The organism is Lysinibacillus sp. FW12 (genome assembly GCF_050817245.1).
Lineage (GTDB): Bacteria > Bacillota > Bacilli > Bacillales_A > Planococcaceae > Lysinibacillus > Lysinibacillus irui.
Map to the genome: position 1 here is coordinate 3854440 of NZ_CP139094.1, position 26270 is coordinate 3880709.

The following is a 26270-nucleotide window of genomic DNA, read 5'->3' on the forward strand; positions in this document are numbered from 1 at the left end:
AGCCCCCATATATTAAAATTCATACGTATAAGCAATTTTATATAGTTCCATTAATTCTTCCTTTGTCGGTACCTTTGGGTTATTACTTGGGCTGCCACTTGCAATTGCGTCCTCTGCCATTTTAGGGATGGCATCATAGTAAGCTTGTTCCTCTATTCCCCATTGCTTTAAATTCCCAATCTTCATATGCTTACACATTTCTTTAATGGACGTAATAGCTAGCTGAGCAAGCTCTTCTTGCGATAAGGGTTCTTTTGTTTCATTAAAAAACTGACCTAAATCTGCTAGACGATCTATGCATGATTCTTTTGAAAAGTCCAGAACTGCTGGTAAAAGCATCGCATTTGAAATACCATGTGGAACATGGAAGAGTGCACCAATTGGACGTGACATGCCATGCACTAAAGCAACGGACGCATTAGAAAAGGACAGCCCAGCCTGCATAGAGCCTAATGACATAGCTTCTCTCGCATCAACATCATCCCCATGCTCATAGACTTTTACTAGATTATTAACGATTAATTCCATAGCAGATAATGCAAGCACATTAGAATAGGGATGTGCTAAACGTGATAAATAGCTCTCTATTGCATGGCTTAATGCATCAATACCCGTCGCCGCAGTAATTGCGGGCGGTGATGTTAGCGTTAAAATAGGATCGACTATCGCAACCGTTGGCATAAAGGCTTGCTGCTTAATCATCATTTTTACATCACTCTTCGTATTGGTAATAACGGTTGCATCTGTTGCTTCCGATCCTGTACCTGCCGTCGTAGGTATGGCTATGTGAGGAATTGGTGCTTGCTCTGCAACCTTTGCCATCTTCATATAATCCCCTATGTAGCCACCATTTGTAGCCACTACTGCAATTGCCTTGGCCGTATCTATACAGCTTCCCCCACCAACCGACAGAATGACATCGCAGTTCTCGTTTTGCAATAATTGTAATCCCTCTGCTACGTACGTATCATCGGGCTCCGTTACTACCCCTAAATATGAAACCGCTTCCACCCCTTGGGTCTTTAATAGCGTACGACATTGGTTAACAAAACCTAAGCTATCCATGATTGGGTCACTAACGATTAATGCCTTGGAGCCTAATTTTTTTGCATATTCGCCCACTTCTTCAAATGAGTCTCGCCCATATACGATTGTGCCTGGCGAATGAACCGTAAAGATTGTTTTTGTTTGAATCATATTTCAACCCTCCTAAGCTATTGAGCTGTATAGCCGCCATCTAATAAAATGGCCTGACCAGTTAACCCCTTTGCTGTATCACCTGCTAAATATAAAGCTAGTGCCGTAATTTCTGAGACATCCAGTAGCCTTTTTTGCGGTACTAGTGGATATAACACCTGTTCAAGCACTTCCTCTACCTGAATACCCCGTGTCTTTGCTAAATCACTAAACTGATTACGTACTAATTCTGTATCAACATATCCCGGACAAATGGCATTTACCGTGATTCCATTAGTCGCCACCTCAAGTGCAGCTACCTTGGTAAGCCCAATGACACCATGCTTTGCAGCATTATAACCTGCTTTACCAGCAAACCCTATGACGCCATTGATGGATGCCATATTAATAATTCGTCCAAATTGATTTTTCTTCATATGTGGTAATGCATATTTCATCGCGACAAAGGGTGCTACGACCATTACCTTTTGCATAGCCTCAAAAATCTCCGTATGAAATTCTTCAATTAGAGAGACGTGTTGAAAACCTGCATTATTGATTAAAATATCTATTGTTGAAAAATGACTTATCGTAAAATCGATAGCCTTTTTTATAGCCTGTTCCTCTGTTACATCACATGTATAGGCAGTTAAAGTGGGATTTTGTACAACTGCCTCTTTTAATAAATGTTCATCTTTATCCGTTATCACTACATTTGCTCCTTGTTCAGCAAATGCTTGAGCCATAGAAAGACCGATGCCACGAGCTGCCCCGGTAATGAAAACCGTTTTTCCTTGCATACTACATCCCTCCTACATCTACATACCCAATGAGAATAATATGATCGCAATGATTGTACCTATAATCGGGATAATTACGGTCAATGCTCCAAATGGCATATAGGCATCCTTATGCTTTTCATTACATACCGAATTGATGGTTGTCACAACATATCCACCATGTGGCAATGAATCAAGGGAACCTGATGCGATAGCGATTGTCCGATGCAACGCTTCTGTGTCTACACCCATATCGATATAATGTGGTGCCAGTAAAGGCATCGCAATGGTTTGTCCTCCAGATGCGGAACCTGTTAAACCAGCAATAACAGCAATGGCTAGTGCACCTCCGATTAACGGACTACCAGGGATATTCGTCATAACATCTACTGTTGCAATAAAAGACGGTGTTGCTTTTACTACCCCTCCAAAGCCAACTACAGCAGCTGTATTCGCAATGGCAATAATAGCACCCATTGCGCCTGCTGCTAACGTTGCTCCAACTGATTTTGCATATTTAAAGCTCACTATATACGCCACAATACAACCACTTGTTAATGCCACAATTAAAGCCGAGGTTCCTAGGGAATCGTGAAAAATATAAGAAATTACTAAAACAACTAATAACGGCACAAGACTCAGAAGCGGGCTCGGAAGCTTACGCTTTTCATCTGCTACTGGATCTGTTGAACGTGCAATAAAAATTTCTCCATTTTTAACAGCCCGCTTAATCATCCAATTCAACCAAAGTGAGCCACCAACAGCCATGAAAATAGCGACAACAATACTAACTTGCCACCCTGCATATGGTGTGGTACCAAGGTAGGAAATGGGTATCCAGTTTTGAATTTCAGGTGAGCCTGCTGATGTCATCGTAAAAGTGACAGAACCCAGACCTAGTGCAGCAGGAATAAAACGTCGTGGAAAGTTGGCTTGTTTAAATAAACTGATAGCCATTGGATAAACGGAAAACGCTACGATAAAAACGGAAACTCCTCCATATGTGAGTACTGCGGCAGCTAATACGACAGCATAGGTGGTATATTTCACCCCAATTGTTTCAACAATCCATTTAGAGACACTATCTGCTGCGCCAGTGTCCTCCATGACTTTACCGAAAATGGCACCTGCCATGAACATTAAATACCAAGAACCAACAAACCCTGTGAATCCATCCATATAGCTTGTTAAGAAGTTGGCCTGATTTTCTTCTGCTGTTTGAGGAAAAAACGCAAGACCATTTGTGATGGCTGCTAACAGTGCTGTCAACGGTGCTGAAATAAGTAAATTTACACCTCTCATCGTTAAGTAAACTAACAATGCTAAACTACCAAAAAGACCAAGATACTCTAACATTTACACCCCACCCTTCCCCTTTTTTAGAAAAAGAGCTGTATGTTTCTACAGCTCTTTGTTTGTATTAGTCGTTATTGCTAGGGAATGCAAATGTTGATGCAGTGGAGGCATTGCCCGCCATCCAACGCTCTGAAATTGTTTTTGTTTTTGTAAAGAATCGCGCTTGATCCGGACCGAACATATGCCCCTCACCAAAACGAGAGCCTTTAAAGCCTGCGAAGTTATGGTAGCCTACTGGAATAGGAATTGGTACATTGACACCTACCATACCAACATCAATTTCCGTCGTAAATTTACGAGCTGCTAACCCATCATTAGTAAAGATAGTGACACCATTACCTAGCTCATGCTTATTAATAAGGGCAATAGCTTCCTCCAATGAATCAACACGAACAACATTACGTGCTGGACCAAATATTTCTTGCTCATAAACTTCCATGCCTGGCTTTACATGATCTAATAATGTTGGACCTACATAAAATCCTTTAGACTCTTTGACAATGTCAAGCTCTCGACCATCGCAAATTACGGAGGCTCCCTCAGCTTCCCCTCGATCAATGGCAGCAAGTATTGCTTCTTTTGATTGCTGAGAAATAACAGGGCCAAAATCTGAATCAGGGTTTGTATATGGGCCTACTTTCAGATTAGAAATTTTCCCCTTAAGAATCTCCACTAGGCGATCAGCAGTATCCTTTCCTACAGGCATGATAGTAGATATCGCCATACAACGCTGGGATGCTGCTCCATAAGCTGCACCAATAAAGGCACTAGCAACCTGTTCAAGATCCGCATCTGGCATTACGACCATATTGTTTTTACCACCACCAAGAGCAGTTACACGTTTTCCGTACTTTGATCCTGTTTCATAAATATATTTAGCTACTGGTGTTGAGCCGACGAATGAAATCGCTTGCACAGTCGGGTTTTCTAAAAGTTCATTGACCGCATCTTTATCACCATTAATGACTGTCCAAATACCATCAGGCAAACCGGCTTTCTTCCACAGCTCACTAACATACAACGCAGTCATTGGCACGCGCTCGGAAGCCTTTAATACAACAGCGTTTCCTACAGCAATCGCCATACTCGTTTGTGCTAGGGGTACCATGATTGGGAAGTTAAATGGAGAAATTGCCGCTACAACTCCTAATGGGTATGTTGCAGAATAGGCATTGATTTGACCTCCAACATTAACAGAGTATTCCCCTTTCATTAAGTGAGGTGCACCAATGGCTAAATCAACAGATTCAAGTCCCCGTGTAATTTCACCTTTGGCATCTTCAATCGTTTTTCCGCTTTCAGTGCAAATAATGTGTAATAGCTCCTCCATATTTTCAGTAATAAGATTACGGAACCTTAGCACAACTTCTGCACGCTTTGCCACTGATGTATCTCGCCAAGTTGGAAATGCTGCTTGAGCTTGCTCGATTGCATCTCGCGTTTCCTCTACTGTCGCAAGGGGCACCTTAGCAATAACATCACCTGTTGTTGGATTAAATACCGAACCAAATCGTCCACTTTTCCCTTCAACCAATTTGCCTCCAATAAAATGTGTTAATGTTTTAACCTCTTGTGCTGTCGTCATATTTTTTCCTCCTCTTATAATTGTTCTATTTTACATGTTTCTTTTAAGCTTAAATAAGCTGCAGACATATCATTTTCTCCATAGCCTTGCTGAGAAATTTCACTGTAAAGATCCACTAATTTTTCACCAATTCGCAGTGATACACCTGCTTCATCTGCCATCTCCTTAGCTAACTTCAAATCCTTTAATAGTAGATTTGTTGAAAAGCCAGGCTCATAATTATCATTTTTCATATACTCCAAATAATTGCGTTCATATATACGGCTTTGGCCATAGCTATTGCTTAAAACTTCATATAGTGTGTCTGCCTGAATACCCATTTTTTCGCCAAGTACAATGGTTTCAGCGACTGCCTCTGTGTAAAACCCAATCATTAAGTTATTCAGTAATTTAATGCGTGTGCCTACACTTGAAGATGTGCCCAAGTGATAGATATTCTTTCCGAATATTCCGAATATTCTTTCGGCATTTTTATAATCATCTGTGTCACCACCAACCATAATTGTTAATGTTGCATTTACAGCCCCGATGACCCCACCACTTACAGGTGCTCCCAAATATCGTAATCCCAAAGCTTTTGCTTCTGTATGTAACGAATCATTCAATTCGGGATTTACAGTGCTAAAATCAATTAGTAAGCTACCTTTCTTTGCATGATGTAAAATGCCTTGCTCTGACTGATAAACCAATTCAACAATTTGTGGGGTAGGCAAACTGGTCATAATTACATCGCATTGTTTGGCAATTTCCTTAGCTGACTCAAGCCCGATGCCCCCCGCTGCTACGAATTGTTCCATTGCCTGTGCATTTGTATCATAACCATATACCTCATAATCTGCTCTTAATAGATTAATAGACATCGGTAAACCCATATTGCCTAAGCCGATAAAACCTAATTTCTCCTTCATTTAGACCTCCCCCAATCCTTGAAAATACAATAGAAAAGCTTGTTGATGCACTAGCCAACTTTCATTTTTTAAAGTAACATTAGTAACGAGATACCTATAATGACCACGGTCATTGACTTCGGTCAATTAAATCATAATCAATAGAAATCCATCTCGTCAATTAAAAATTTAATATTTTCTGAATATTTTTTATATAAAATATTTCACAATATTTAATAGTGGAGGTAATAAGCAGCAATGGAAGTACTCACAAACAGACAAAAAAAGGCATTAGAAACACGTGAAAGATTATTAAAAACATCTTTAGATTTATTTAATAAATATGGTTATGAGCATGTATCTGTTGAACAAATTACAAAAGCATGCAATGTTTCAAAAGGTACATTTTATACACACTTCCCTTCTAAATATGATGTTATTTTAGAAAAATTTAAGGAGCTTGATCATTTTTATAGTACTGTTGAAAAAAATATTGATGGAGCATTACCAGCAAGTGAAAAAATACTGCTAGTGTATCAAGAACAAATGAAGTATTTAACTAATGTTGTTGGTAAGGATTTATTGCGTACTGTGTATACAGCTGCAATGACAAACCAAGTGCAGCAAGATCATTATTTAATTAACCCTCAACGTAAAATTTTTCAAATTATGAATACATATATCGAAGAGGGTATTCAACAAGGAGAATTCAGACAAGATATATCAATTCCTAACATCCAAGCAATCATTCAACGTTGTATGCGCGCCAATGTTTATGATTGGTTAATACACAGCGAAGATTTCGATCTTGCTTCAGAAATGTCCCAATTTACAACAATTGTCTTGAACGGTCTCAAGAGCAATAAGTAAAAAAAGTAGCACTTCATCCATTTTATGATGAAGTGCTACTTCTTATCAGCTTACAAAATATTGTTGCACAATTGTTTCAACTGGTAATGGTTTATTGTATAAATAGCCTTGTCCCTTTTGACAACGATGACGTTTTAGAAAGTCGACTTGTGTCGGCTCTTCAATTCCTTCAGCAATGACCTCTAATCCTAAATTATGAGACATCGAAATAATTGCTTTAATAATGGCCTCGTTTTTATCATCTTTTGCAATATCGGCAATAAATGATTGATCGATTTTAATAATATCAATCGGGTAACGTTTAAGGTAGCTTAATGAGGAATAGCCTGTTCCAAAGTCATCCACTGATACATAAACACCTAATTGCTTTAACTCTGTAAGAATTGAAAATGTTTCATGGACGTTGGTCATTGAACTTTCCGTAATTTCTACCTCTAGTAATTCTGGAGGAACATCATATTTCTTCAACGCTTCTTTAATTTTTCGCGCAAAGTTTTCTTTTCTAAATTGTTTTGGTGATATATTAACCGCTATTCGTACAGGACGGTAGCCCTTTGTCTGCCATTCGCTTTGGTAACGACAAACCTCATCAATAATCCAATCCCCTATTTCAATAATTAAGCCCGATGCCTCTGCAATTGGAATAAACTGTGCTGGTGATACAAAACCAAATTTACGATTGTTCCATCTTAATAAGGCTTCAAAACTATTGATGCTATTATTTGCTAAATCCATTTGTGGTTGCAGATGAAGGCTTAACTCATTAAATTCAATTGCACGACGTAAATGAGCCTCCATCAAGGCTTCATTTGGAAAAATAGCGGTCATATCTTCACGATAATAACGATAATGTGATCGACCATGTTCTTTAACAGAAAATAAAGCCTTATCCGCTTTTCGTACAAGGGTTTCTAAATCTTTCCCATCTGCAGGACTAAGAGAAATACCAATCGATACACTAATAAAATATTCCTGCCCATCTATCATAAAAGGCTGTTTTAAAATATCCAGAATAGCATTAGCTGTCCGCTCAATTTTTTGTATCGTTGCATCTTTTAACACAAAGATAAACTCATCACTGTTATAGCGGTAGAGCGAGCATTTTGAGTAACAGAGCTCACGAAGTCTGTGACTAAACATGCGCATGAGTTCGTCTCCTCTGCTCTCACCAAGAGATTCATTGAATTTTTTAAAGCGATCAATATCAACTAAAATCAGGGCAGCTTGCTTGTGCTCCTGCTTCTTGTCATTTAAATGATGGAGCCAGTGTTCTTTAAAGGCTTTTCGATTCCAAATACCTGTTAATTCATCCATTAATGCTAGGTAATAAAATGCCTCATGATCATTCATAAATGAATTGGCATCTTTAACAAATAAATGTACACCTATCACTTCACCGTTATAATACGTTGGATGCGTTCTTAAGTAAAAGGGTTCTTTACTTAACAATTGACCCTTCAATAAACATTTTGGCATGCCAAATGCTGAGCCTTCAATTGTTTTGTCAAATAGCAATTTAAACTCATTGACATATTTATTTTCTAATAATGAAAAAATATCTAAACCTAATAGACTGTTGTGTTCCATTGACAGTGCTTGGGTAGCAGCAACGTTTTGGTGAATAATTCGACCTTGTAAATCTGTTGTTAACACTGGGCTCACATGTTGTTCTATGAATTGTAAATATGGATTGATGTCAAATTGTGTTGCCCGAAGAATAATGGCAACCATTGATTTAGCAAAGTGCTGTACATGAATTGCAAATGTTTTTTCTTGTGGACCTATACCTAATTTTAGGACATGCTGTTTATTGAATTCTTGATTTAGAAATTTCGACAATTGTAGCCAACATTGTTTTGAAAAAAAGTTCTCTGCTTTTTTGGCTGTACGATCCTGCAGCTCAATCAATGATAATAGCTTATCGTTAAATTCAACGACCTCAAACGCTGTCGTATCAACTTTTCTCAAACATACGACTGCATCAAATGGATTCAGCTGGATGAGTTGTTGATAATCTGCAAATGGCGCTACACTCTCTCTATATTTTTTCATCCTATCCCTCACTAAGTAGCGTTTTTGCTCTATTCTTCGTCTAGCGTAGGCTTTAATGCATCCTTTAAGAAAATTTCTTGGCTATTCAATGGATCTTCACTACGGTCAAACTCTTTGTAATGATATTTACCATTAGAGTCTTGAATACGTGCTTTGGCAGTATCCATTAATTGTGCATTCATTATGTCAATAATACGGGTTTTTGCCTCACTTGCATATACAGGGAATAAAATTTCTACACGTTTAATCATATTGCGTGTCATCATATCAGCAGAAGATAGATAGACTTTATTCTCTCCATTATGATGGAACCAATAGATACGAGAATGTTCAAGGAAACGACCAACAATACTTGTCACGGTGATGTTTTCACTAATACCAGGAATACCTGGTCTAATACAACAGATCCCCCGTATAATGAGCTCTACCTTTACACCTGCAATAGATGCCTCATAAAGCTTCATCATTAAGTCTTTGTCCGTCAATGAATTCATTTTTGCACGAATAAAACCATTGCCATATTTTTTATGACAGGCAATTTCTTCATCCATTAAACGAATAAACTCATCTCGAATATCAAATGGTGCAACTACTAAATGATTAAAGGTAGGTTTTTCTGTATAACCACTTAAGTAGTTAAAGAAATTTGTCGCATCAATGCCAAACTCTTTATCTGTAGTTATTATGCCCATATCCGTATAGATTTTTGCAGTTGCATCATTATAATTTCCAGTACCAAGGTGAACAAAACGTTCGATTTTGCCATTACGACGACTAACTACTAGTGTAATTTTGGAGTGTGTTTTTAAATTATTCATGCCATAAATCACAAGACAACCTGCTTGTTCTAGTTGTTTTGCCCAGTGCACATTATTTTCTTCATCGAATCGGGCCTTTAGCTCCACTAATACGGTTACTTGTTTGCCATTCTCAGCTGCAAGTTTTAACGCTTGAATAATCGGTGAATTCCCACTCACCCGATATAATGTTTGTTTTATAGCTAATACATTCGGATTAACGGCAGCCTCTGAAATAAAATCAACAATAGGGGCAAACGACTCATAAGGATGGTGGAAAAAAATATCTTGTTGTAAAGCTTTTTCAAAAATATTTTCATCTGATTGTAAGTCTAAAGGTGGCTGTGGAATAAAGCTTTCATATTCTAGATGCTCTCGACCTACAGATATGCCTTTGACAAAAGAGAACATAAAGGTTAAATCCAAAGGACCATCAATATGGAACACATCTGTTTCTTCAATTTCAAATTCATCTAGTAAGTATTGAAGCACCTCATCATTCATTTCTCCAACTCGAACTTCTAAACGGCTTCCTACTCCCCATTTTCGTTTTTTCAGTTCTTTTTCAATTTCAACTAGAAGATCACGAGCGCCCTCTTCATGGATAGTTAAATCTGCGTTTCTCGTTAAACGGAAAGCTTGTGCTGATTTTACACTGTAGCCATAAAATAATTTTTCAATATGCGCAACAATCACATCCTCCAATAAAACAACAACCGTTTTCCCTTCTTCAGATGGAACTTTTATATAGCGATCTAAAACAGATGGAACTTGTACGATTGCCACTTTTTCACGACTCTCGACATCTGTTTCGTCCTGCTCTAATAGGACTAGTAAATTTAAAGTTTTCCCAAGCAATGTTGGAAAAGGACGATATGCATCAACCGCAACGGGTGTTAAAACTGGGAAGATTGTTTCTGCAAACATTTCATTAATAAACGCTTTTTGAGCGCTATTTAAATCTTTCATATCTGCAATATGTACATTATGTTGTGGGAGTAAATCATAGATTAAATGTCGATAAACTTCCGTTTGACGACGAACTAATGCTTGTGTTCGTTCTGCAATTTTCGCCAACTGCTCCTTTGGTGTTAATCCGGATTTATTTTCAGGCTTATGGAAACCCGCACGGACTTGATCTTGTAGTCCTGCGACACGAACCATAAAAAATTCATCTAAATTCGAGCTAAATATAGCCAAAAATTTCAAACGCTCTAGCAGAGGATTATTTACATCCTCTGCTTCCTCTAAAACTCGCTCATTAAAGGCAAGCCAGCTCAATTCACGATTATTATAATACTGTGGCTTAGCAATTTCTTCTAACAATCGATTATGATTTTCTGAAAACTCTTCTTCATTAAGCTCATTTTTTGTTACTTCAGTCGTCATCCATTGTTCCACCCTTCTTCAATAAAATTGATCTTCATGGGGATTTTTAATGCCCGCTCTAAATGTTTCCTATGTCGATTAGCTTGATACTTTTCAGCAGCAGCATTCTTTTTTACATAAATATCGAGTTGGACATGATCCTCTTCTGTATGCATCTCAATAGCATGTACAACATTGCGCTTTGAAACATTTAACGCATAGACAAATTTTAATAACGCTCCAAAGTCTCTGATTTTGCGATATTCTTCACGGTCCATCCATGTTGCAAATGGAGCAGCAAATCGTTCGAAATAATCCTTATTTTTGTAGGATGCAAGAAGTGCTAGTTTTACTCGTTCTAAATGATTTAAACCATCAATTGATTGATTCGCAATTAAATAAAAGGTGTGTTGGCTTGATGAGCTTAATTCAATGTATTCTCCTATATTGAAAACCTTCGCAGCCTTTGTTAACAAATGTAAATCTTCGGGATTATACTGCAAATACCCTAAATGGCAACATTCTCGGTATAATTGATCTGCTAAATGCATCAAATAATCAACTTCCATTTCAGTCCGTCCATACTGACGTGCTAATCTTCTAGCATTTCCTTCAAATACATTGTATTTATCAAAGGCAAGTGCATCTGTTTGCAAAATTCGGTCATAAATAAGTCCTTCACGCAAGCCTCTTTTGGTCAGTTGGAATGCCTTACTATCGACTACCTCCATTAACACTCTAAAAACCTCTAATGCAGGAACAATGATATCTGCCCGATCAGATGATAGCCCATCCAGCTGCTTCAACTCTTGGAAACTTAGTCGCCCTAAAAACAAGCTTAAATCATCTAAATTTTCCTTTGTCATTTCGTAACCATGGACACTGGCAATAGGATAATCATGCTTTTGTTGATGCATTTGAGCAATATTTCTCGCACTACCACCTATAGCGATAATAGGTAAAGCCACATTTTTTATCCAAGGAAGCGATTGAAATTGCTCTTTTATATAAGCAATGAGCTCCCCCTTTTCGCTACTATTCATAATATCGCCCTTTACAAATCGTTGCTTTAAAGATACCGTCCCAAAAGGGAAACTATGTGATTGCTGAATCTCTTTATTTTCAAACAGCGTAATTTCAGTACTACCACCACCAATATCTATCGTCACTGCGGATTGCGTTCCCATAGAATAGGCAACAGCAACATATCCAAAATAAGCTTCTTCCTCTTCTGATAAAAGCTCTATTTGAATACCAGTTCGTTCCTTCATTTCCTTAATAATCTGGTCTCGGTTAGTAGCCTGTCGGATAGCGGCAGTCGCAGCTGCTTTAACATCTGTCACCTCAAAATCCTCAAGCATTGCTTTAAATGTTAATAAAGTTTCTGATAACACTTGAATACCTTCTACAGACATCTCTCCTGAGGGCTGAATATATGTACGCAAACGAGCTACCGTTTTAATATTCCCAAGCTCACGTAGCCCTTCTTCATTATCATACTGATATAATACTAATCGAATGGTATTGGAGCCGATATCAATAATGGCTGTTTTTAGCTCATTCAAATCATCACATCCTTCAAGTATCTTTTATTTATTTTGTTCATACCTATGTGGACATATACAAAAAAGTCGGTACCTCTTAAGGCATCCGACTTTTTCTTTCATTTATTTATACTTTCAGGATACCCATTATTAAAATTGTGAAGTATCATGTAAGCCACAATTACTACAGAATAAGCTGGTCAACACGTAAAATGAGCTCTGCAATTTCTGGCTTACTAATTTGATCCTCTGCTCCTACCTGATCCCCTTTATGACGAAGATCGTCTGTAATGAGACTGGAGAAAATAATGACAGGAAGCTTTTGAAGATCCGGATGCTCTTTGATTTTTCGTGTCAAATGATGTCCATCCATTTGCGGCATCTCAATATCAGTTACCACTAATTGAATATGCTCTGCAATATCACTACCACTCTTAGCAATTCCCTCTAAGTAATCATATGCATCTCGGCCATTTTCAAAGAATTCAACATTGTCATAACCAGCTTCACTCATCGTGTCAAATAATAATTTGCGTAATAATGGTGAATCTTCTGCAATTAAAATACGTTTTTCAGAACGTTCACGTTTACCAAGCTTTTTAACAGATTCCACACTGATTCCCGATTCAGGATTGATATCCACCATAATTCGTTCGAAATCCAGTAATAGAATCATTTGTTCATTTTGTTTAATCACACCAATTACTTGTGATGTTCCACCTTGATACATATCTGAAGGCTTTTCAATTTGGTCCCACGATATACGATGGATTTGTGTCACATTATCCACATGGAAAACGACACGTTGTTTATTAAATTCTGCCACTATATATTTTTGTTGTGGATTACGCTCTGCACCTTGAATTCCTAATACTCGCAGCATATCTACAACTGGTAATACTTCACCTCGTAATTGAATGATTCCTTCTACATGCGGGTGCGCGTGTGGAATAAATGTTACTGGTATCGGTTGAATAATTTCTTTTACTTTAATAACATTAATACCAAATTTATTGTTCGCTACTTCAAATTCAACGATCTCTAGCTCATTTGTGCCACTTTCTAATAATATTCCTTTATGTTCCAATGCAACCCCGCTCCTTTCTCTACATCTATTTATAATTCAATTGTATCATAGGCAATACATTTCTCCTACTTGCTATTTCCATTTTTATCATTAACTTTTAGATGTACCAATAAGCCAATGACTGTCATAACAATCAATGTCGATAATGCGACACGACTAGCAAGCGTACCATAATCCTTCATCCATAATGTAACCGTTCCGTATACTGCCGGTCCAATAATGGAGGATACTTTACCCGAAAATGCAAACAAGCCAAAAAACTGCCCACGTTTTTCGTTTGGTGATAATTCAATAATATAGGTCCTAGATGTCACCCACATTGATCCAAGGGATATACCAAATAGACTACCTGCAAGCCAGAACATCCATTGTGCTGTGGCAAAAACTGCGAACACCAAAGCGATAATCATAATAAGCGCAACGATCGTTATGGCACGCTTTGCCCCTATGGACTTTGTGATATAGCCAAATGCAAGTGAGCCAATGATTGTTGATACAGTAGAGACCAAATAAAGAACGATAAATTGACCAGAGCTAAAGCCGACAATCGCTGTAGCATAAACCGCCATCATAGCAATCGTCGTAGCAATGGCATCATTTAAAAAGAAATAAGCAATCATAAAAGTAAAGATCGCTTTATATTGTTTCATATCCTTAAATGTTTGAAGGATTTCTTTATAACCATCTAAAAATTTTAAAGATTTTCGCTGTGATTTCGGAATCGGTGTATCTTTATTAATAAAAAATAATGGCAATGAAAATAATAAATACAAAATAGCCGTTGGAATAAATGCTCGATGGAAATCGCTATTACCAACATATAAATAAACGAGTAATCCAAAAAGTGTACCCAAATAGCCAATGGCAACACCAAAACCTGAAATTAGTGGCATTTCTTCTTTTGTTCCTAGATCTCCCATCATGGAATCATAGAATACCAGACTTGAATTAAAGAAAAATTTAGCAATAACAAAGCTTGCCACAACTAAAAATAAACTAAGAGGTACACCAGAGTAATTCGTTGTTGTCTGCACATTCGCAAATATCCCCATCATAAATGTAAAAAGAATAGAAATGGATGCAAACCATACAATAAACTTCTTTTTATAACCTGTGTTATCAATCCATACACCAAAAAGCGGTGAAAAAATCACAAGTAACAAACTTGCAATAGCATTTGCATAGGATATAAAGGTACTTGCCACCTGTTGCATGACTTCGTTCGTCCCTAAAACCTCATCCATGTAAAATGGGAAAAATATTGTATTTATATTTGAAGAAAAGATAGTATTCGCAAAATCATAAAATGCCCATGAAAGTATCGGCAATGATAAATAAATGGCTAACTGACTTCGATGTTGTATGTCTATTGCTGAACCCTTCTTCATAAAACCCTCCTCTCACTCTTATAATAATCCATTAATTTTCCTCTGTAATAAAAAATATCTTTCTTTAAAGAAAATTAATATTATTTACAATATATCAGTAATTTTACTGAAACATAACTATTAAATAAACGATAAATGAATACCCAACACCATTCATGTCAAGAAAAACGAAACAAGTAATCGAATTTTTGAGAAAGGTGAAAAAAGCTTTCCGTTCCTTACTACTTGTTTCCTATTGTCGCTACGCTTTAGTAGCTAAAACAGTTACGCTAACATTTCAAACAGGGTCACGCCTATCTGCTATCCTATGAGATTAAGTATTCTTCTACTTTAATCCTCAAAACTTTTATCTTTTAGCAAAGGTTTCACTAATAAATGTTCACTTTTCATTTTGTTAATGAATGTTGTGACTAATCCATTCTCTACATATAAAATAAGAGCCTATTCTTTCACAAAAGATGGAAAGAATGGGCTCTTTGTTTACTATTGCTTGTGTGTAATACAAAGAAAAGACATTATTTGCAGCATGGTTGATTGGAGAGGAGCCCGTGTCACTCCTAGGGGATTAGCGTCACAGATAAGACCCTGGAGCGAACGTAGTGAGTGAAGCGGCTCATCGGACGCCCCCTGGAAAGGACGCTGGCGGAAAGGAAATCAATCTCACACCTTGCCAAACGTTTTATTCTACTATTGACATTCTCTTTCTTTAACAACATGAAAAGATATTCAAGCCCCCTCGCTTGAATATCTTTTTTATCACTCTTCGTTAACTGTTACCCATTCAGAGGACCATTGTTCAATTGCTTTTAGCACTGGTGCAATGGCATATCCTTTTTCCGTAAGCTCATACTCAATGACTACTGGTGTAGAGGGTATGACCGTACGTAATACGATTTGCTCCATTTCTAATTCCTTTAATCGCTCTGTCAATACACGACTACTAATATTTAACTGATTTTTAATGGTTGAGTATCGTTGTGGACCATCTAATAGCTGATAAATCAGCAAGGTATTCCAACGATGATTTAAGATCATGAGTGCTTTTTCAAATCGTGGACAAATATTTTTTTGATCCAATTTACTAGCCTCCATTGTCATTAGTTCCTATTTAACAGTATATCACTTTTTAAAAATTTTCAGTTCTAAAAATACATTAGGTTACTTGACAAAACTTGTTTTTAAAAATAAACTAAGTTACGAAATGTAAGTTATAGAAAAGGAGTTACTAATTATGCAAAATATTGGTTCAACTATTTTACGTGTCGTTCTCGGCATTATTTTTGCAGTACACGGTTTTCAAAAGTTCCAGGGTGGAATCAGCTATACTGCTGACTTCTTTGACAGTTTAGGTATACCAGGATTTATGGCATACATCGTTGCAATTATTGTATTAGTTGGGGGAATTTCCATTATCTTAGGATTAGCAACAAGAATTTTTGGGGCTTTACTAACAATTACTATGATTGTAGCTATCTTTACTGCCAAACTTAGCATCGGCTTTATCGGAGCTAATGGATTGGCTGGTTATGAGTTAGACCTTGCATTAGGTGCTATGGCATTATTCTTTGCTTTTGCAGGGGCGTCTAGCCTCTCCTTAGATGCTTTACTTTTTGGAAAAGAGTAAAGCAAAAAACCTGAAGTCTTTTTCTACATGAAGAGACTTCAGGCTTACAATTATCCTGTTGCTATCTATTTATAAAACTTTAAAAGGGTCTGTGTACCATTATCACCATAGCCTTCTTCAACCAATTTCTCATACATCTCATAGGCTAGTGCTAACCCTGGTAAAGTGATACCCATTTTCTTCGATTCATCCAAGGCAATCTTCATATCTTTTACAAAATGTTTAATATAAAAGCCTGGAGCAAAATCTTCTTTCATCATACGAGGTGCTAGGTTACTTAAAGACCATGAGCCAGCTGCACCTGACGATATTGATTGTAATACAGTCGGTAAATCTAATCCTGCCTTTAAACCATACGCTAGCGATTCACAAACTCCAATCATCCCAGAAGCAATGACAATTTGATTGCACATTTTTGTATGCTGTCCAGCGCCCGCTTCACCTTGATAAACAATGTTTTCCCCGAAATGCTTCATTATTGGCAATACCTTATCAAATGCATCTCGATCACCACCAACCATGATGGACAACGTGCCATTTTGTGCACCAATATCTCCGCCTGAAACAGGGGCATCTAAAGCTTCGACACCGATTGATTTGGAATGCTCATAAATTTTCTTAGCCAAGGATGGCTCTGAAGTCGTCATATCTATGATTATATTGCCTTGATGTGCTGTTTGGAAAAGGCCATTTCGCCCAAAGTATACTTCCTCCACATCTGAAGGATATCCAACCATCGTAAAAGCAATCTCCTGATTTCTAAATGCCTCTGCTGGCGAACTTGCCCATGACGCCCCCAATGACACCAATGGCTCTGCTTTTTCTCTTGTACGGGTATACACTGTTACATCATGACCATTTTTTAATAAATGTTTAACTATACTAGTGCCCATTACACCTGTTCCAATAAATGCAATACGTTTTTTTGTCATATGTACGTGCTCCTTTGTTATAAATTGTCTAAGCACTCTTTAAGAGTCCTAACCTATATTTTAAGTTTAGGTGAATGAATAAAATAATTCAAACTCTTCCTACTATTTGTACTAAATTTTATATGTATGGCATATATACCGAATAAGCAAAAAAAAGAGCAAGTGATTGGGGGATCACTGCTCTAAAGGGGGAAATGAGAATGTTGCTGTGTTCATAGTAAGTTATTCCCCATTGAAATGCATTTTAAACATATATTTTAAAATGTTTTTACTCTGAATACTGGAACAATCTTTTAGTCTTCTTGGTCTTTTTCTTCATCAAATGCCATCTGTCTATAATAAGTATTCATTAACTGATCTAATCTGCGACTCAGTTGAATGGTTTTTGCATTTTGTAACCCGTTTTCTACACCTGAGCGAATCATCATCTCACGAGTTTGTTCCATTTGTTTCAAGAGTAGATTGACCATTCATACAACCCTCCACACACAAATAATCATACCATTATTATACATTTATATTTCATTTCTTACAGCATTAACTTACGACAATGTTCGACAAATTAACTTCTTGGGATTTCAGTATAAGTATATATAATTCGTCCATTTTGTTTGGCCTCACCCCTATAGTGTTTAAATAAAGGATGCTTTACTAGTATTTCCCGAAATTCGTAAAATTCTTCCTTTTGAATTTCAATACTTTTTATTTCCCCGTTTTGTAATTGTTTAAGCATATTTTCGTATTTTTCCATTTGTTTTATTCCTTTCATTATCATATTTTGTGTAATAAATTATGAATTATTTAAAAAAAGCTTTACGTTTACCAATTTTTCGTGCAAACTGTATATTATTAGTCGATGAAGGAGCTGACTGTCTGTGAAAATAGCTGAAGTTGGAAATATTATCGAGTTTAAAAATGGTCTCCAAGGAATTGTCGAAAAAGTAAATGAAAATTCGGTAATCGTTAACTTAACATATATGGAGAATTTTGATTCCCTTGAAATCGAAGAGAAAACGGTCGTCAATCATAAACGCTATAAAATTTTATATACTAATGAAGCTTAATAGTCTGAATAGTCCCTATTTGTCTTTATAGATGATATGGGGCTTTTTTTTTGATAAAATTAAAGTATGGAGGTCGAATATGCTAACTAATTCGAAACAAACAATACTATTTCTCCTTTCTTTATTATTCGTTTATGGTATGCTTGCTTTTACCTTTGCTAACCAAGCAGTATTTTGGTACATGTACGCATTTACTTTATTAGTATGTATTGCCATTGCCATTTTAGCTGGCTCAATTGAAGATCAATTACCAACATGGCAATTTTTACTCTTTGGTATTGGATATGGTACCATCACATATGGTGTTATTCGCTTCGGTTACTGGCTTGCTCCATATATTAATAATAGTTTAGTACAATCCGTTCAAAAATTCTTAACAAACTATGGACCACAGAATATTTGGCACTATGTTTTACTAGTATTTATCATTGCCATCGGTGAAGAGCTATTTTGGCGTGGTTATATCCAACAGCAGTTAAAACGCTTTATGCGTCCAACATTGGCTATTATAGTGACCTCTCTATTATGTGCGATTTCAATTGCGCTAAGTGGTTTTATTCTCGGCGTTATTGCTGCACTTGTAACAAGTATTATTTGGGGCTTTTTATATGAATGGCGTAAAAGCATGCCACTTGTTATTGTAGCTCATGTCGTTTTTGTACTATTATTATTTTTAGTGTTGCCTTTAACATCATAACATTAAAATTTGGAAACATTTTATCTTTACTAACGTTTAATTTAGAAAAGGAGGGTTTTTTATGCAAAAAAAATTATTTTCAATTCTTGCATTATTACTAACAGCCGTATTAGTTGTAGGGTGCAACACCTCTGATAAAACAGAGGATTCAGATGCTCAACAAAATGAGCCATCAAATACTGCTGCCGATCAAAAACCATCTGGAGATGAAACAGCAGGCGAATCAAAAGAGGAAGAAGATACACCTGCATCAAATGATACAAATACAGAGGATGCAACTAAACAGCCTCAACAAGATGTAAAATACGTACAAAAAGGTGAAGAGAAAACTGAAAAGGCAACTGCGTCTGAAAGTGTAGATCAAAGCTATAAACTACAACAGCTTCCAGGATTCACACTAACACAAGAAGAGCCAGGTAAAGACATGTTAGTGTCCAACGCTGATGACGAAGTGTTTATGCGTATTGAAACAATCGAAGCTTCACAATCAAGCTTTGATGAAGTTAAAACGACTATGCAAGATTATATGAATGCTGTCGGCGAAACAGTAGCTTTACCTGCTGATGAATTAACAGCATTTAAAGATGTTCAAAATATCGAAGGTTATGTTGTGGACTTTGACACAGAAAAAGTTATTGGGGTTGTTTTTGAAAAAGATGGCCTTATTACAAAATTAACAATTCATGATAATGATGAACAAGATTTAACAGATGCTATGCTTAACATGGCAGCAACTATCTCTAAAAAATAATAATAATAAAAACACAAGGACTTTCGACATGCCAATGTCGAAAGTCCTTGTTTTAATTCCAAAAAAGTTGTCTCAAATGAATGAGACAACTTTTTTAATAAGATAAATCCTTAATAGAAAGGCCAATTTTCTTTAATAATGTTATAGCTTGTTCTTTTTCTTGTGGTGATAGAACACTCATTATTTCATGCAAATGCTGCTCGTGTTTCGGGAATAACTCCCCCATAAATGCTTCACCTTCCTCAGTGATTTCAGCATAGGTAACACGACGATCTGAAGGACAAGAAACACGTAATAAATAGCCTCTCTTTTCAAGCTTATCAATGACATACGTAATAGACCCACTGGCAAGTAAAATTTTATTGCCAATTTGCTGTAATGGCTGTCTCCCTTTATGGTATAGAAGCTCTAGAACAGCAAATTCTGTTGGGTTTAAACCATTTTCCTGAAATAATTGATGGGTCGTCTCGTTGACCGCTTTCAATGCACGTGATAACACAATATATAATTTTAAAGATTGTTTTACATCTTCTGACGTCATATTCTTTTCCTCTCACTTCGCTCTTTATACATGACATTATAGCGATATTAGAAAAGCCTTGTCAAAAGCATTAACCGATTTGAAGGTTTTGTTAGGAACCATGCAACCTTTTTTACTCTCTTTATGTTACTAAATAAGCAGAATCTTTTGTGGATACTTCCATTGTATCCATTTGATTAAACGTATAAATCGGAAACTGCAGATGGAAGCATGTCCCCTTCTGTAATTCGCTATTTACGCCTATAACGCCATCATGCTCTTCAATTACCTTTTTCACGAAAGCAAGGCCTAGTCCTGTCCCTGTTGATTTAGTCGTGTAAAAAGGCTGGAATAGGTTTTGAAGTGTCGTGCTGTCCATGCCAACACCTTCATCTTTAATCATTAGATCGACTATCGCTCCGTCATTTGTAGCCATTTCAACAGTAATCGTGCCACCATTATTCATGGATTCCATAGCATTTTTAATGAGATTCATAAGTACTTGCTTTAAGCGATTCTCATTGCCACCAATATATACTTGATTAGAAGTTGAAATATATCGGATCATAATATTTTTCATGAGTGCATCTGGTAGCATAAACTCAATGACTTGCTTTACAATATGATCCAGCTCTAATAATTCAACTTTCATAGTCGTTGGCTTGGACAATACTAAAAGCTCAGAAAGAATTTGTTCCATCCGTTGAAGCTCACTGTCAATGACAGAGAGATACATACGTGATTCATCATCCGCATTTAACTTTAATAATTCTGTAAACCCCTTTAAAGATGTTAATGGGTTACGGATTTCATGCGCAATACTTGCTGCCATCTGTCCGACAACATTTAAAGCTTGCTGATGCTCGACTTTATGCTGAAGTTGCTTTTTCTCTGTTTCATCATTAATTACTGTGACAATAATATTATTGTATTCGTCAAAAATACTGGAAATTTCATAATAGCATGTTCTACTTACTTGAGTTTCATCTACTACATGTATACTTGCATGCTTTTCACCCATCAGCTTTGAAAGGTACGTAGTGATTTGTCCCTTTTTTAAGGTAAATGAATCAAATATATGTTGATGCGCTTTATGAAGTAGCTGCGTGCTCTCTACTTTTAAAAACATTTCCGCATACTTATTAAGCCCAAGAATAATACCGCTAGCATCACTTACAATAACAGCATAAGGTAAGTAATCGTACGCATTGAAGGAATTTGATCTTTCATGCGCATGGCTAACGTATAATTTATGGGCAACATCATCATTTAGTGTTGAAATTTGCGCAACAATCTCCTCTGTATTCGGATCATAAAAACATTTAAAAGATAGCATTTCGTAGTCGTTACCAGCTGTGCGGATATTGAAAATTTCTTCCGAGCGCAAATCATTTTGTAATTGTTTGACGAATTTAGTCCATTTAAAATTAGATTGCTCGTCCATAGCTAAATAGCCAATATACGTTAAATTAAGATTAAAAAGCTTAATAGCAGCTTCATTGACGTTCAAAATTTTCCCTGCTTTATTCAGTATAAGTGTTGGTGACGAAGTACTTTTCATAAGATTTCCAAAACATTGATTAATATCATTTTGCTTCAACTTTCTCACCGAACCTTTCACAAGAGTAAAAAACCTCTAAATCGAATTTTGAGCCTTTACTATACTTTATGACAGCACGATTCTATTATTACAAAATTTAGTAAATTTAAGTATTTTAAATTATTTCACGAACCGTTCACAAAATAAATAGGTAAAAAGAATTATATTGTATGTCAGATACTTGACTGATACAATAAGATGTTGAAAGGAAGATTATTAAATGAATACTATTTTAACTACTTTAAACGCAAAGTATATTCACACAAATTTAGCATTGCGCTATTTAAAAGGCGCAGCTTTACCAGAGTTTAATCCAATTATAGCAGAGTATACAATTAAAGACCCTGCTTTTAATATTGTATCAGATTTGTTCCAAAAAAAACCTGATATTGTTGGATTTAGCTGTTATATCTGGAATATCGAAGAAACCATTCACGTGATTAAAATGTTAAAAACGGTCTGTCCAAATGTTAAAATTTTGCTCGGTGGACCTGAAGTTTCTTATGATTCTCACCATTGGCTACGCCGTATACCTGAAGTAGACTTTATTGTTATGGGTGAAGGCGAAACTTCATTTAAACAATTATTGCGCTATTTCCACGGGGAGATACTGTTGGAGGATGTTCCTGGGATTTGTTATTTAGAGGATGGAAAAGTAAAGATTCACGCACAGCCGCCAAAAATTGATCTACGTGAATTGCCAAGCCCATTTCGTTTCGAGGAGGACCTTCCCCATCTTAGCAAACGAATACAGTACATCGAAACAAGTCGAGGATGTCCGTTTAGTTGCCAATTTTGTTTATCTTCTATTGAAGTAGGCGTTCGCTATTTTAACCGGGAAAAAATTAAAGAAGATATTCGTTTCTTAATGGATAATGGTGCTCGTACAATTAAATTCGTAGATCGTACCTTCAATATAAGCCGTAGCTATGCAATGGAAATGTTCCAATTTTTAATTGATGAACATCAACCTGGTGTTGTATTCCAGTTTGAGATTACTGCCGATATCATGCGACCTGAAGTTATCCAATTTTTAAATGACAATGCACCAAGAGGGTTGTTCCGTTTTGAGATAGGTGTTCAATCTACAAATGATTTAACAAATACACTCGTTAAACGCCGCCAAAATTTTGAAAAACTAAAAAGAACGGTGACAATGGTAAAAGAGGGCGGAAAAATAGATCAGCATTTAGATTTAATTGCTGGTTTACCAGAGGAAGATTATGCAAGCTTCCGTCAGACGTTTAATGACGTTTTTGCTATGCGTCCAGAGGAATTACAGCTTGGATTTTTAAAGCTTCTACGTGGTACTGGACTTCGATTAGAGGCTGAAAAGTTTGGCTATACCTATGTAGATATATCTCCATATGAAATTTTCTCTAATAATGTTCTAACATTTGATGATATCGTTCGCATTAAACATGCAGAGGATGTTCTTGAGAAATACTGGAATGATCACCGTATGGATCATACCATCGAATATTTAGTTACAGAGGTCTTTGACACACCTTTTGACTTTTTCCAAAACTTCGGAACTTATTGGGAAACAAAAGGTTGGTCCCGTATTGGTCATCAGTTGGAGGATTTATTCCAACGCTTATTAATGTTTTTAGAAACGGTGGATGGTGTAAATTTAAACATTGTCAAAAGCTTAATGCAGCTTGATTATTTAATGGCTCAGCAGTTCCAGCCACGTAAACTATGGTGGAATGAACGCCCAACTGAAGAACAACAAAAGGCCCTTTATCATGCCTTACGTGAAGATCCAACTATCGCAGGTGAGGAATTTGCAAGCTTTAAGCTGTCTGAGAAGGAATTATTTAAGCATACACTAATTATCCCTCATGCTCTTGATTACCAAGATTTTATGAATGGCAAAATTGTACAAAAAAATGGCTATTTGTTAACCTATTTCCGTCACGGCCAAGCACCTTATTTTGCAACAATTCATTCTATATAATACGAAATGCTAGTCCTTACTAACGATCAGGACTAGCTTTTTTTCTGTCTTAAACTTTTCTAAAACCTTTATTTATGGACTTCCTGAATCAATAGATAATTAGTCAAGTATTCATAGCTAAGCTTCAAAACTTTAGGGCAAATGCCTTAAAGACATACTCTAAAAGCTTTGTAAATAATACCCACAAGGAAATTTTACTTTCGGGAATTATAATTTTAAATTTTTTGAAAATTATATGACAATTTAAGGAATTTACTTTTTTATATGAAGTATACGATGAAATGATGACACATTAGCATCGTATACTTCTAAAAAATTAGCCAATAATAACTCGTATTTTAGCGTGTAGTTTTTACATATTTTTATGTGTATTTGAGGTTTTAATTTTAAACAATCTATCGATTTATCATTCTTAAAAAAATAGACGTAGGTTTAGTATAGGGGGCAAATTAGGGGGCGTCAATAATTGGTTAATTACATTCTTCGACATTATATTCATTTTTGCGCTATATATAATAGAAGAAAGTCACTCTATCATACTGACAACCACTTCCATTATTGATACAATTTATATGTTACAAATATATACATAAAAGGAGACAACTTATATGAAGAAAAAACTAATATTTAGTGCAGCACTTGTTCTTTCACTCGGACTAGCTGCTTGTGGTGAGGAAAAAACAAAGGAAGAACCACAAAAAGAAGAAACTCAAACGCCTGTATCTGCTGATAAAACAGATAAGGAAGAGAAAAGCGAAGATGTGTATTTTAAAGATAATGAGGCTAAACTAGTCGATTTAAAAATGAATATCACAGAAACAAAAGTTATTCAACCTGGTGAAAAAGGGAATGAGTATGGTGATAAACCTGTTTTTGCAATCTGGTACAACACAACAAATCTAAGTGATAAAGAACTAGATCCGATTTCAGCATGGATGGTTGTGTTTACAGCTATCCAAGACAACAATCCAAACTCTGTTAATGAACTAGAAGTTGCTCCATTACCAGACGAAAGATTTTTAGATACGCAAATTGAAACTATTAAAAAAGATGGCACTGTTGAAAATGCTGTGGGATACATTTTAGATGATTTAGAAACTCCTGTTACACTCGTTGCTAACCAAGGACTTGGAGGTAAAGAGTTAGGTAAGCAGGATTACGATGTAAAATAGAATAAATTAAAGTCACTCATCTGTAATTAAATGAGTGACTATTTTTTAGTAGAAAACAAAATTTTCCTCTTTAGCTCGTATATGAATAACTTTAGTTCCTTTAGAATACATCACAACGTTTTTTTTATCTTCTTTTATGATGTTATCTATTATATAAGCGATTTCCCACTCTTTAATATGGCCTTTTGCTTTAGATATACTAGCGTGGTTTACAGAAACACTTTTACTATGAATTACTAAGGTGTTTTTTCGTTCATATATTGTAACTACTGTATCCTCTGATTCACCTCTACTTACAACTTTAACGATATCTTCCCTTTCATCTGTAGTATTACGAAAAGTCCTGTCAAAAAACTTTGATTTAATAGCCATATTATTCTCTCCTTAGATATCTATTTATCAATTCTTCCACTTTAGTTTTTAAAGCTTGATTCGCATAACGCAATATTACATCTTCACCTGCTGTAGCAATCTGTACATCACTGAAATACTCATCTACTGTTGTCCATCCTACTACTCGTATGCGTTGTTGTGATAATTGTCTTTTGAGCTCAAAATATTCTTGCCGCAATTCTTTTAAAAGAGAGTCCATTAACGGCAGAAATACTTTTTTCATTTTGAATTGTTCGACCTTTGGATAATCAATCTGTAACGACTTTATTGCCAGTTCAATTAATAAGTATTTGTGTATTTGTTGACGTTGTTCAGGCTTAATCATCAGAATCTACCAATGATGCTTTTTGTATCTGCTCGAATTGAATACGCTTTATTGATAAATCAGCATCTAAAAGTAGTTCTTTCTTATACAAGTCTGTTCCTGTTATTTTCCCTATTTCATCATGTAGCTTGTTATGGTCCCACAAAGTTAATTTAATTAACTTTCGCATCTTAAAAGAGCGCTGGATTGTTTGCTCGATTTCTTCGAGCTCCCACTCCGTTAATTCACGCTTTTTATCATAATACTGTTCCTTTTTCCACCTCTTAATCTCCACCAAATGCTCCGGCAGCATCATTGCTGTCCATTTCATGTTCCCGCGATCATGCAACATACAAATCACTCT

Annotated in this window: 26 protein-coding genes; 7 read left to right on the forward strand and 19 right to left on the reverse strand. The window is 36.2% G+C overall.

Annotated features, from left to right (window positions below; translation table 11 throughout):
* Positions 1–12: 12 nt before the first annotated feature.
* The 5 genes from SJW71_RS19875 to SJW71_RS19895 all read right to left on the reverse strand — a co-directional run bounded on the left by SJW71_RS19875 (position 13) and on the right by SJW71_RS19895 (position 5804).
* A complete protein-coding gene (locus tag SJW71_RS19875) occupies positions 13–1197 on the reverse strand; it encodes an iron-containing alcohol dehydrogenase (RefSeq protein WP_341385650.1) in 1185 nt (394 codons plus the stop codon).
* A gap of 17 nt (positions 1198–1214) precedes the next feature.
* Positions 1215–1976, reverse strand: a complete 762-nt coding sequence (locus SJW71_RS19880) for a 3-hydroxybutyrate dehydrogenase (protein WP_274795755.1) — start codon at positions 1974–1976, stop codon at positions 1215–1217.
* Between the two features lie 18 nt (positions 1977–1994).
* The gene (locus tag SJW71_RS19885) at positions 1995–3311 is read right to left on the reverse strand and encodes a GntP family permease (protein ID WP_431811366.1); all 1317 of its coding nucleotides are present in this window, start codon (positions 3309–3311) and stop codon (positions 1995–1997) included.
* 64 nt (positions 3312–3375) lie between these two features.
* A complete protein-coding gene (locus SJW71_RS19890; RefSeq protein ID WP_431811367.1) occupies positions 3376–4896 on the reverse strand; it encodes a CoA-acylating methylmalonate-semialdehyde dehydrogenase in 1521 nt (506 codons plus the stop codon).
* A gap of 14 nt (positions 4897–4910) precedes the next feature.
* A complete protein-coding gene (locus tag SJW71_RS19895) occupies positions 4911–5804 on the reverse strand; it encodes an NAD(P)-dependent oxidoreductase (protein WP_431811368.1) in 894 nt (297 codons plus the stop codon).
* A 237-nt stretch (positions 5805–6041) separates the two neighbouring features.
* Here SJW71_RS19895 and SJW71_RS19900 point away from each other — a divergent pair, with 237 nt between their 5' ends.
* Positions 6042–6653: a TetR/AcrR family transcriptional regulator gene (locus SJW71_RS19900; RefSeq protein WP_274795751.1), complete on the forward strand. Its 612-nt coding sequence runs from the start codon at positions 6042–6044 to the stop codon at positions 6651–6653.
* Between the two features lie 45 nt (positions 6654–6698).
* Here the strand turns inward: SJW71_RS19900 and SJW71_RS19905 are convergent, their stop codons facing one another.
* The 6 genes from SJW71_RS19905 to SJW71_RS19930 all read right to left on the reverse strand — a co-directional run bounded on the left by SJW71_RS19905 (position 6699) and on the right by SJW71_RS19930 (position 15966).
* Positions 6699–8705 carry a putative bifunctional diguanylate cyclase/phosphodiesterase gene (locus SJW71_RS19905; RefSeq protein ID WP_274795750.1) on the reverse strand — a complete coding sequence of 669 codons (2007 nt, stop codon included), beginning with the start codon at positions 8703–8705 and terminating at the stop codon, positions 6699–6701.
* 29 nt (positions 8706–8734) lie between these two features.
* On the reverse strand, positions 8735–10891 hold the full coding sequence (locus SJW71_RS19910; RefSeq protein ID WP_274795749.1) for an RNA degradosome polyphosphate kinase: 2157 nt from the start codon (positions 10889–10891) through the stop codon (positions 8735–8737).
* A complete protein-coding gene (locus SJW71_RS19915) occupies positions 10888–12435 on the reverse strand; it encodes a Ppx/GppA family phosphatase (protein ID WP_274795748.1) in 1548 nt (515 codons plus the stop codon). The genes SJW71_RS19910 and SJW71_RS19915 overlap by 4 nt, the downstream gene beginning before the upstream one ends.
* Positions 12436–12598: 163 nt before the next feature.
* Positions 12599–13501 (reverse strand): chemotaxis protein, encoded by a 903-nt coding sequence (locus tag SJW71_RS19920; RefSeq protein WP_274795747.1) that lies wholly within the window; start codon positions 13499–13501, stop codon positions 12599–12601.
* A 65-nt stretch (positions 13502–13566) separates the two neighbouring features.
* Positions 13567–14889, reverse strand: a complete 1323-nt coding sequence (locus SJW71_RS19925; RefSeq protein WP_322604706.1) for an MFS transporter — start codon at positions 14887–14889, stop codon at positions 13567–13569.
* Between the two features lie 756 nt (positions 14890–15645).
* Positions 15646–15966, reverse strand: coding sequence for a winged helix-turn-helix transcriptional regulator (locus tag SJW71_RS19930; protein WP_274795745.1), 321 nt, complete (start codon positions 15964–15966; stop codon positions 15646–15648).
* A gap of 154 nt (positions 15967–16120) precedes the next feature.
* On the opposite strand from SJW71_RS19930, the gene SJW71_RS19935 reads away from it, so the two are divergent.
* Positions 16121–16513, forward strand: coding sequence for a DoxX family protein (locus SJW71_RS19935; protein ID WP_431811369.1), 393 nt, complete (start codon positions 16121–16123; stop codon positions 16511–16513).
* Positions 16514–16578: 65 nt separating this feature from the next.
* Here the strand turns inward: SJW71_RS19935 and SJW71_RS19940 are convergent, their stop codons facing one another.
* The 3 genes from SJW71_RS19940 to SJW71_RS19950 all read right to left on the reverse strand — a co-directional run bounded on the left by SJW71_RS19940 (position 16579) and on the right by SJW71_RS19950 (position 18196).
* Positions 16579–17445, reverse strand: a complete 867-nt coding sequence (locus SJW71_RS19940) for an NAD(P)-dependent oxidoreductase (RefSeq protein ID WP_431811370.1) — start codon at positions 17443–17445, stop codon at positions 16579–16581.
* A 293-nt stretch (positions 17446–17738) separates the two neighbouring features.
* Positions 17739–17915: an aspartyl-phosphate phosphatase Spo0E family protein gene (locus tag SJW71_RS19945; RefSeq protein WP_274795742.1), complete on the reverse strand. Its 177-nt coding sequence runs from the start codon at positions 17913–17915 to the stop codon at positions 17739–17741.
* 92 nt (positions 17916–18007) lie between these two features.
* A complete protein-coding gene (locus SJW71_RS19950) occupies positions 18008–18196 on the reverse strand; it encodes a hypothetical protein (RefSeq protein ID WP_274795741.1) in 189 nt (62 codons plus the stop codon).
* A 124-nt stretch (positions 18197–18320) separates the two neighbouring features.
* Between SJW71_RS19950 and SJW71_RS19955 the strand changes: the two genes are divergently transcribed.
* The 3 genes from SJW71_RS19955 (at position 18321) to SJW71_RS19965 (ending at position 19957) form a co-directional block, all read left to right on the forward strand.
* Positions 18321–18509, forward strand: a complete 189-nt coding sequence (locus SJW71_RS19955; protein WP_004224583.1) for a YkvS family protein — start codon at positions 18321–18323, stop codon at positions 18507–18509.
* 79 nt (positions 18510–18588) lie between these two features.
* The gene (locus SJW71_RS19960) at positions 18589–19206 is read left to right on the forward strand and encodes a CPBP family intramembrane glutamic endopeptidase (protein ID WP_274795740.1); all 618 of its coding nucleotides are present in this window, start codon (positions 18589–18591) and stop codon (positions 19204–19206) included.
* A gap of 61 nt (positions 19207–19267) precedes the next feature.
* Entirely contained in the window at positions 19268–19957 is a 690-nt protein-coding gene (locus SJW71_RS19965) for a hypothetical protein (RefSeq protein ID WP_431811371.1), read from the forward strand.
* 94 nt (positions 19958–20051) lie between these two features.
* On the opposite strand, the gene SJW71_RS19970 is transcribed toward SJW71_RS19965, so the two are convergent.
* Positions 20052–20498 (reverse strand): MarR family winged helix-turn-helix transcriptional regulator, encoded by a 447-nt coding sequence (locus tag SJW71_RS19970; RefSeq protein ID WP_274795738.1) that lies wholly within the window; start codon positions 20496–20498, stop codon positions 20052–20054.
* 121 nt (positions 20499–20619) lie between these two features.
* Positions 20620–21987, reverse strand: a complete 1368-nt coding sequence (locus tag SJW71_RS19975) for an ATP-binding protein (RefSeq protein ID WP_341385644.1) — start codon at positions 21985–21987, stop codon at positions 20620–20622.
* Between the two features lie 310 nt (positions 21988–22297).
* On the opposite strand from SJW71_RS19975, the gene SJW71_RS19980 reads away from it, so the two are divergent.
* Positions 22298–24037, forward strand: coding sequence for a B12-binding domain-containing radical SAM protein (locus SJW71_RS19980; RefSeq protein ID WP_322604709.1), 1740 nt, complete (start codon positions 22298–22300; stop codon positions 24035–24037).
* Between the two features lie 608 nt (positions 24038–24645).
* Entirely contained in the window at positions 24646–25209 is a 564-nt protein-coding gene (locus SJW71_RS19985; RefSeq protein ID WP_431811372.1) for a DUF5067 domain-containing protein, read from the forward strand.
* 45 nt (positions 25210–25254) lie between these two features.
* On the opposite strand, the gene SJW71_RS19990 is transcribed toward SJW71_RS19985, so the two are convergent.
* Genes SJW71_RS19990 through SJW71_RS20000 form a run of 3 tightly spaced genes read right to left on the reverse strand, consistent with a single transcriptional unit; the run spans position 25255 to position 26258 of the window.
* Positions 25255–25581, reverse strand: coding sequence for a DUF1827 family protein (locus tag SJW71_RS19990; protein ID WP_431811373.1), 327 nt, complete (start codon positions 25579–25581; stop codon positions 25255–25257).
* Position 25582: 1 nt separating this feature from the next.
* Complete coding sequence (locus SJW71_RS19995) at positions 25583–25927, reverse strand: aconitate hydratase (protein ID WP_431811374.1); 345 nt, start codon at positions 25925–25927, stop codon at positions 25583–25585.
* On the reverse strand, positions 25920–26258 hold the full coding sequence (locus tag SJW71_RS20000) for a YolD-like family protein (RefSeq protein WP_431811375.1): 339 nt from the start codon (positions 26256–26258) through the stop codon (positions 25920–25922). Before SJW71_RS20000 ends, SJW71_RS19995 begins: the two co-directional genes overlap by 8 nt.
* Positions 26259–26270: the final 12 nt, after the last annotated feature.

Coding starts and splice junctions, on each gene's coding strand:
- SJW71_RS19905 (WP_274795750.1), bottom strand. CDS start 8,705: ATGAAAAAATATAGAGAGAGTGTAGCGCCATTTGCAGATTATCAACAA.
- SJW71_RS19950 (WP_274795741.1), bottom strand. CDS start 18,196: ATGGAAAAATACGAAAATATGCTTAAACAATTACAAAACGGGGAAATA.
- SJW71_RS19965 (WP_431811371.1), top strand. CDS start 19,268: ATGCAAAAAAAATTATTTTCAATTCTTGCATTATTACTAACAGCCGTA.
- SJW71_RS19940 (WP_431811370.1), bottom strand. CDS start 17,445: ATGACAAAAAAACGTATTGCATTTATTGGAACAGGTGTAATGGGCACT.
- SJW71_RS20000 (WP_431811375.1), bottom strand. CDS start 26,258: ATGTTGCATGATCGCGGGAACATGAAATGGACAGCAATGATGCTGCCG.
- SJW71_RS19925 (WP_322604706.1), bottom strand. CDS start 14,889: ATGAAGAAGGGTTCAGCAATAGACATACAACATCGAAGTCAGTTAGCC.
- SJW71_RS19875 (WP_341385650.1), bottom strand. CDS start 1,197: ATGATTCAAACAAAAACAATCTTTACGGTTCATTCGCCAGGCACAATC.
- SJW71_RS19960 (WP_274795740.1), top strand. CDS start 18,589: ATGCTAACTAATTCGAAACAAACAATACTATTTCTCCTTTCTTTATTA.
- SJW71_RS19900 (WP_274795751.1), top strand. CDS start 6,042: ATGGAAGTACTCACAAACAGACAAAAAAAGGCATTAGAAACACGTGAA.
- SJW71_RS19970 (WP_274795738.1), bottom strand. CDS start 20,498: ATGACGTCAGAAGATGTAAAACAATCTTTAAAATTATATATTGTGTTA.
- SJW71_RS19995 (WP_431811374.1), bottom strand. CDS start 25,927: ATGATTAAGCCTGAACAACGTCAACAAATACACAAATACTTATTAATT.
- SJW71_RS19985 (WP_431811372.1), top strand. CDS start 24,646: ATGAAGAAAAAACTAATATTTAGTGCAGCACTTGTTCTTTCACTCGGA.
- SJW71_RS19945 (WP_274795742.1), bottom strand. CDS start 17,915: ATGGTCAATCTACTCTTGAAACAAATGGAACAAACTCGTGAGATGATG.
- SJW71_RS19885 (WP_431811366.1), bottom strand. CDS start 3,311: ATGTTAGAGTATCTTGGTCTTTTTGGTAGTTTAGCATTGTTAGTTTAC.
- SJW71_RS19910 (WP_274795749.1), bottom strand. CDS start 10,891: ATGACGACTGAAGTAACAAAAAATGAGCTTAATGAAGAAGAGTTTTCA.
- SJW71_RS19880 (WP_274795755.1), bottom strand. CDS start 1,976: ATGCAAGGAAAAACGGTTTTCATTACCGGGGCAGCTCGTGGCATCGGT.
- SJW71_RS19935 (WP_431811369.1), top strand. CDS start 16,121: ATGCAAAATATTGGTTCAACTATTTTACGTGTCGTTCTCGGCATTATT.
- SJW71_RS19895 (WP_431811368.1), bottom strand. CDS start 5,804: ATGAAGGAGAAATTAGGTTTTATCGGCTTAGGCAATATGGGTTTACCG.
- SJW71_RS19890 (WP_431811367.1), bottom strand. CDS start 4,896: ATGACGACAGCACAAGAGGTTAAAACATTAACACATTTTATTGGAGGC.
- SJW71_RS19990 (WP_431811373.1), bottom strand. CDS start 25,581: ATGGCTATTAAATCAAAGTTTTTTGACAGGACTTTTCGTAATACTACA.
- SJW71_RS19980 (WP_322604709.1), top strand. CDS start 22,298: ATGAATACTATTTTAACTACTTTAAACGCAAAGTATATTCACACAAAT.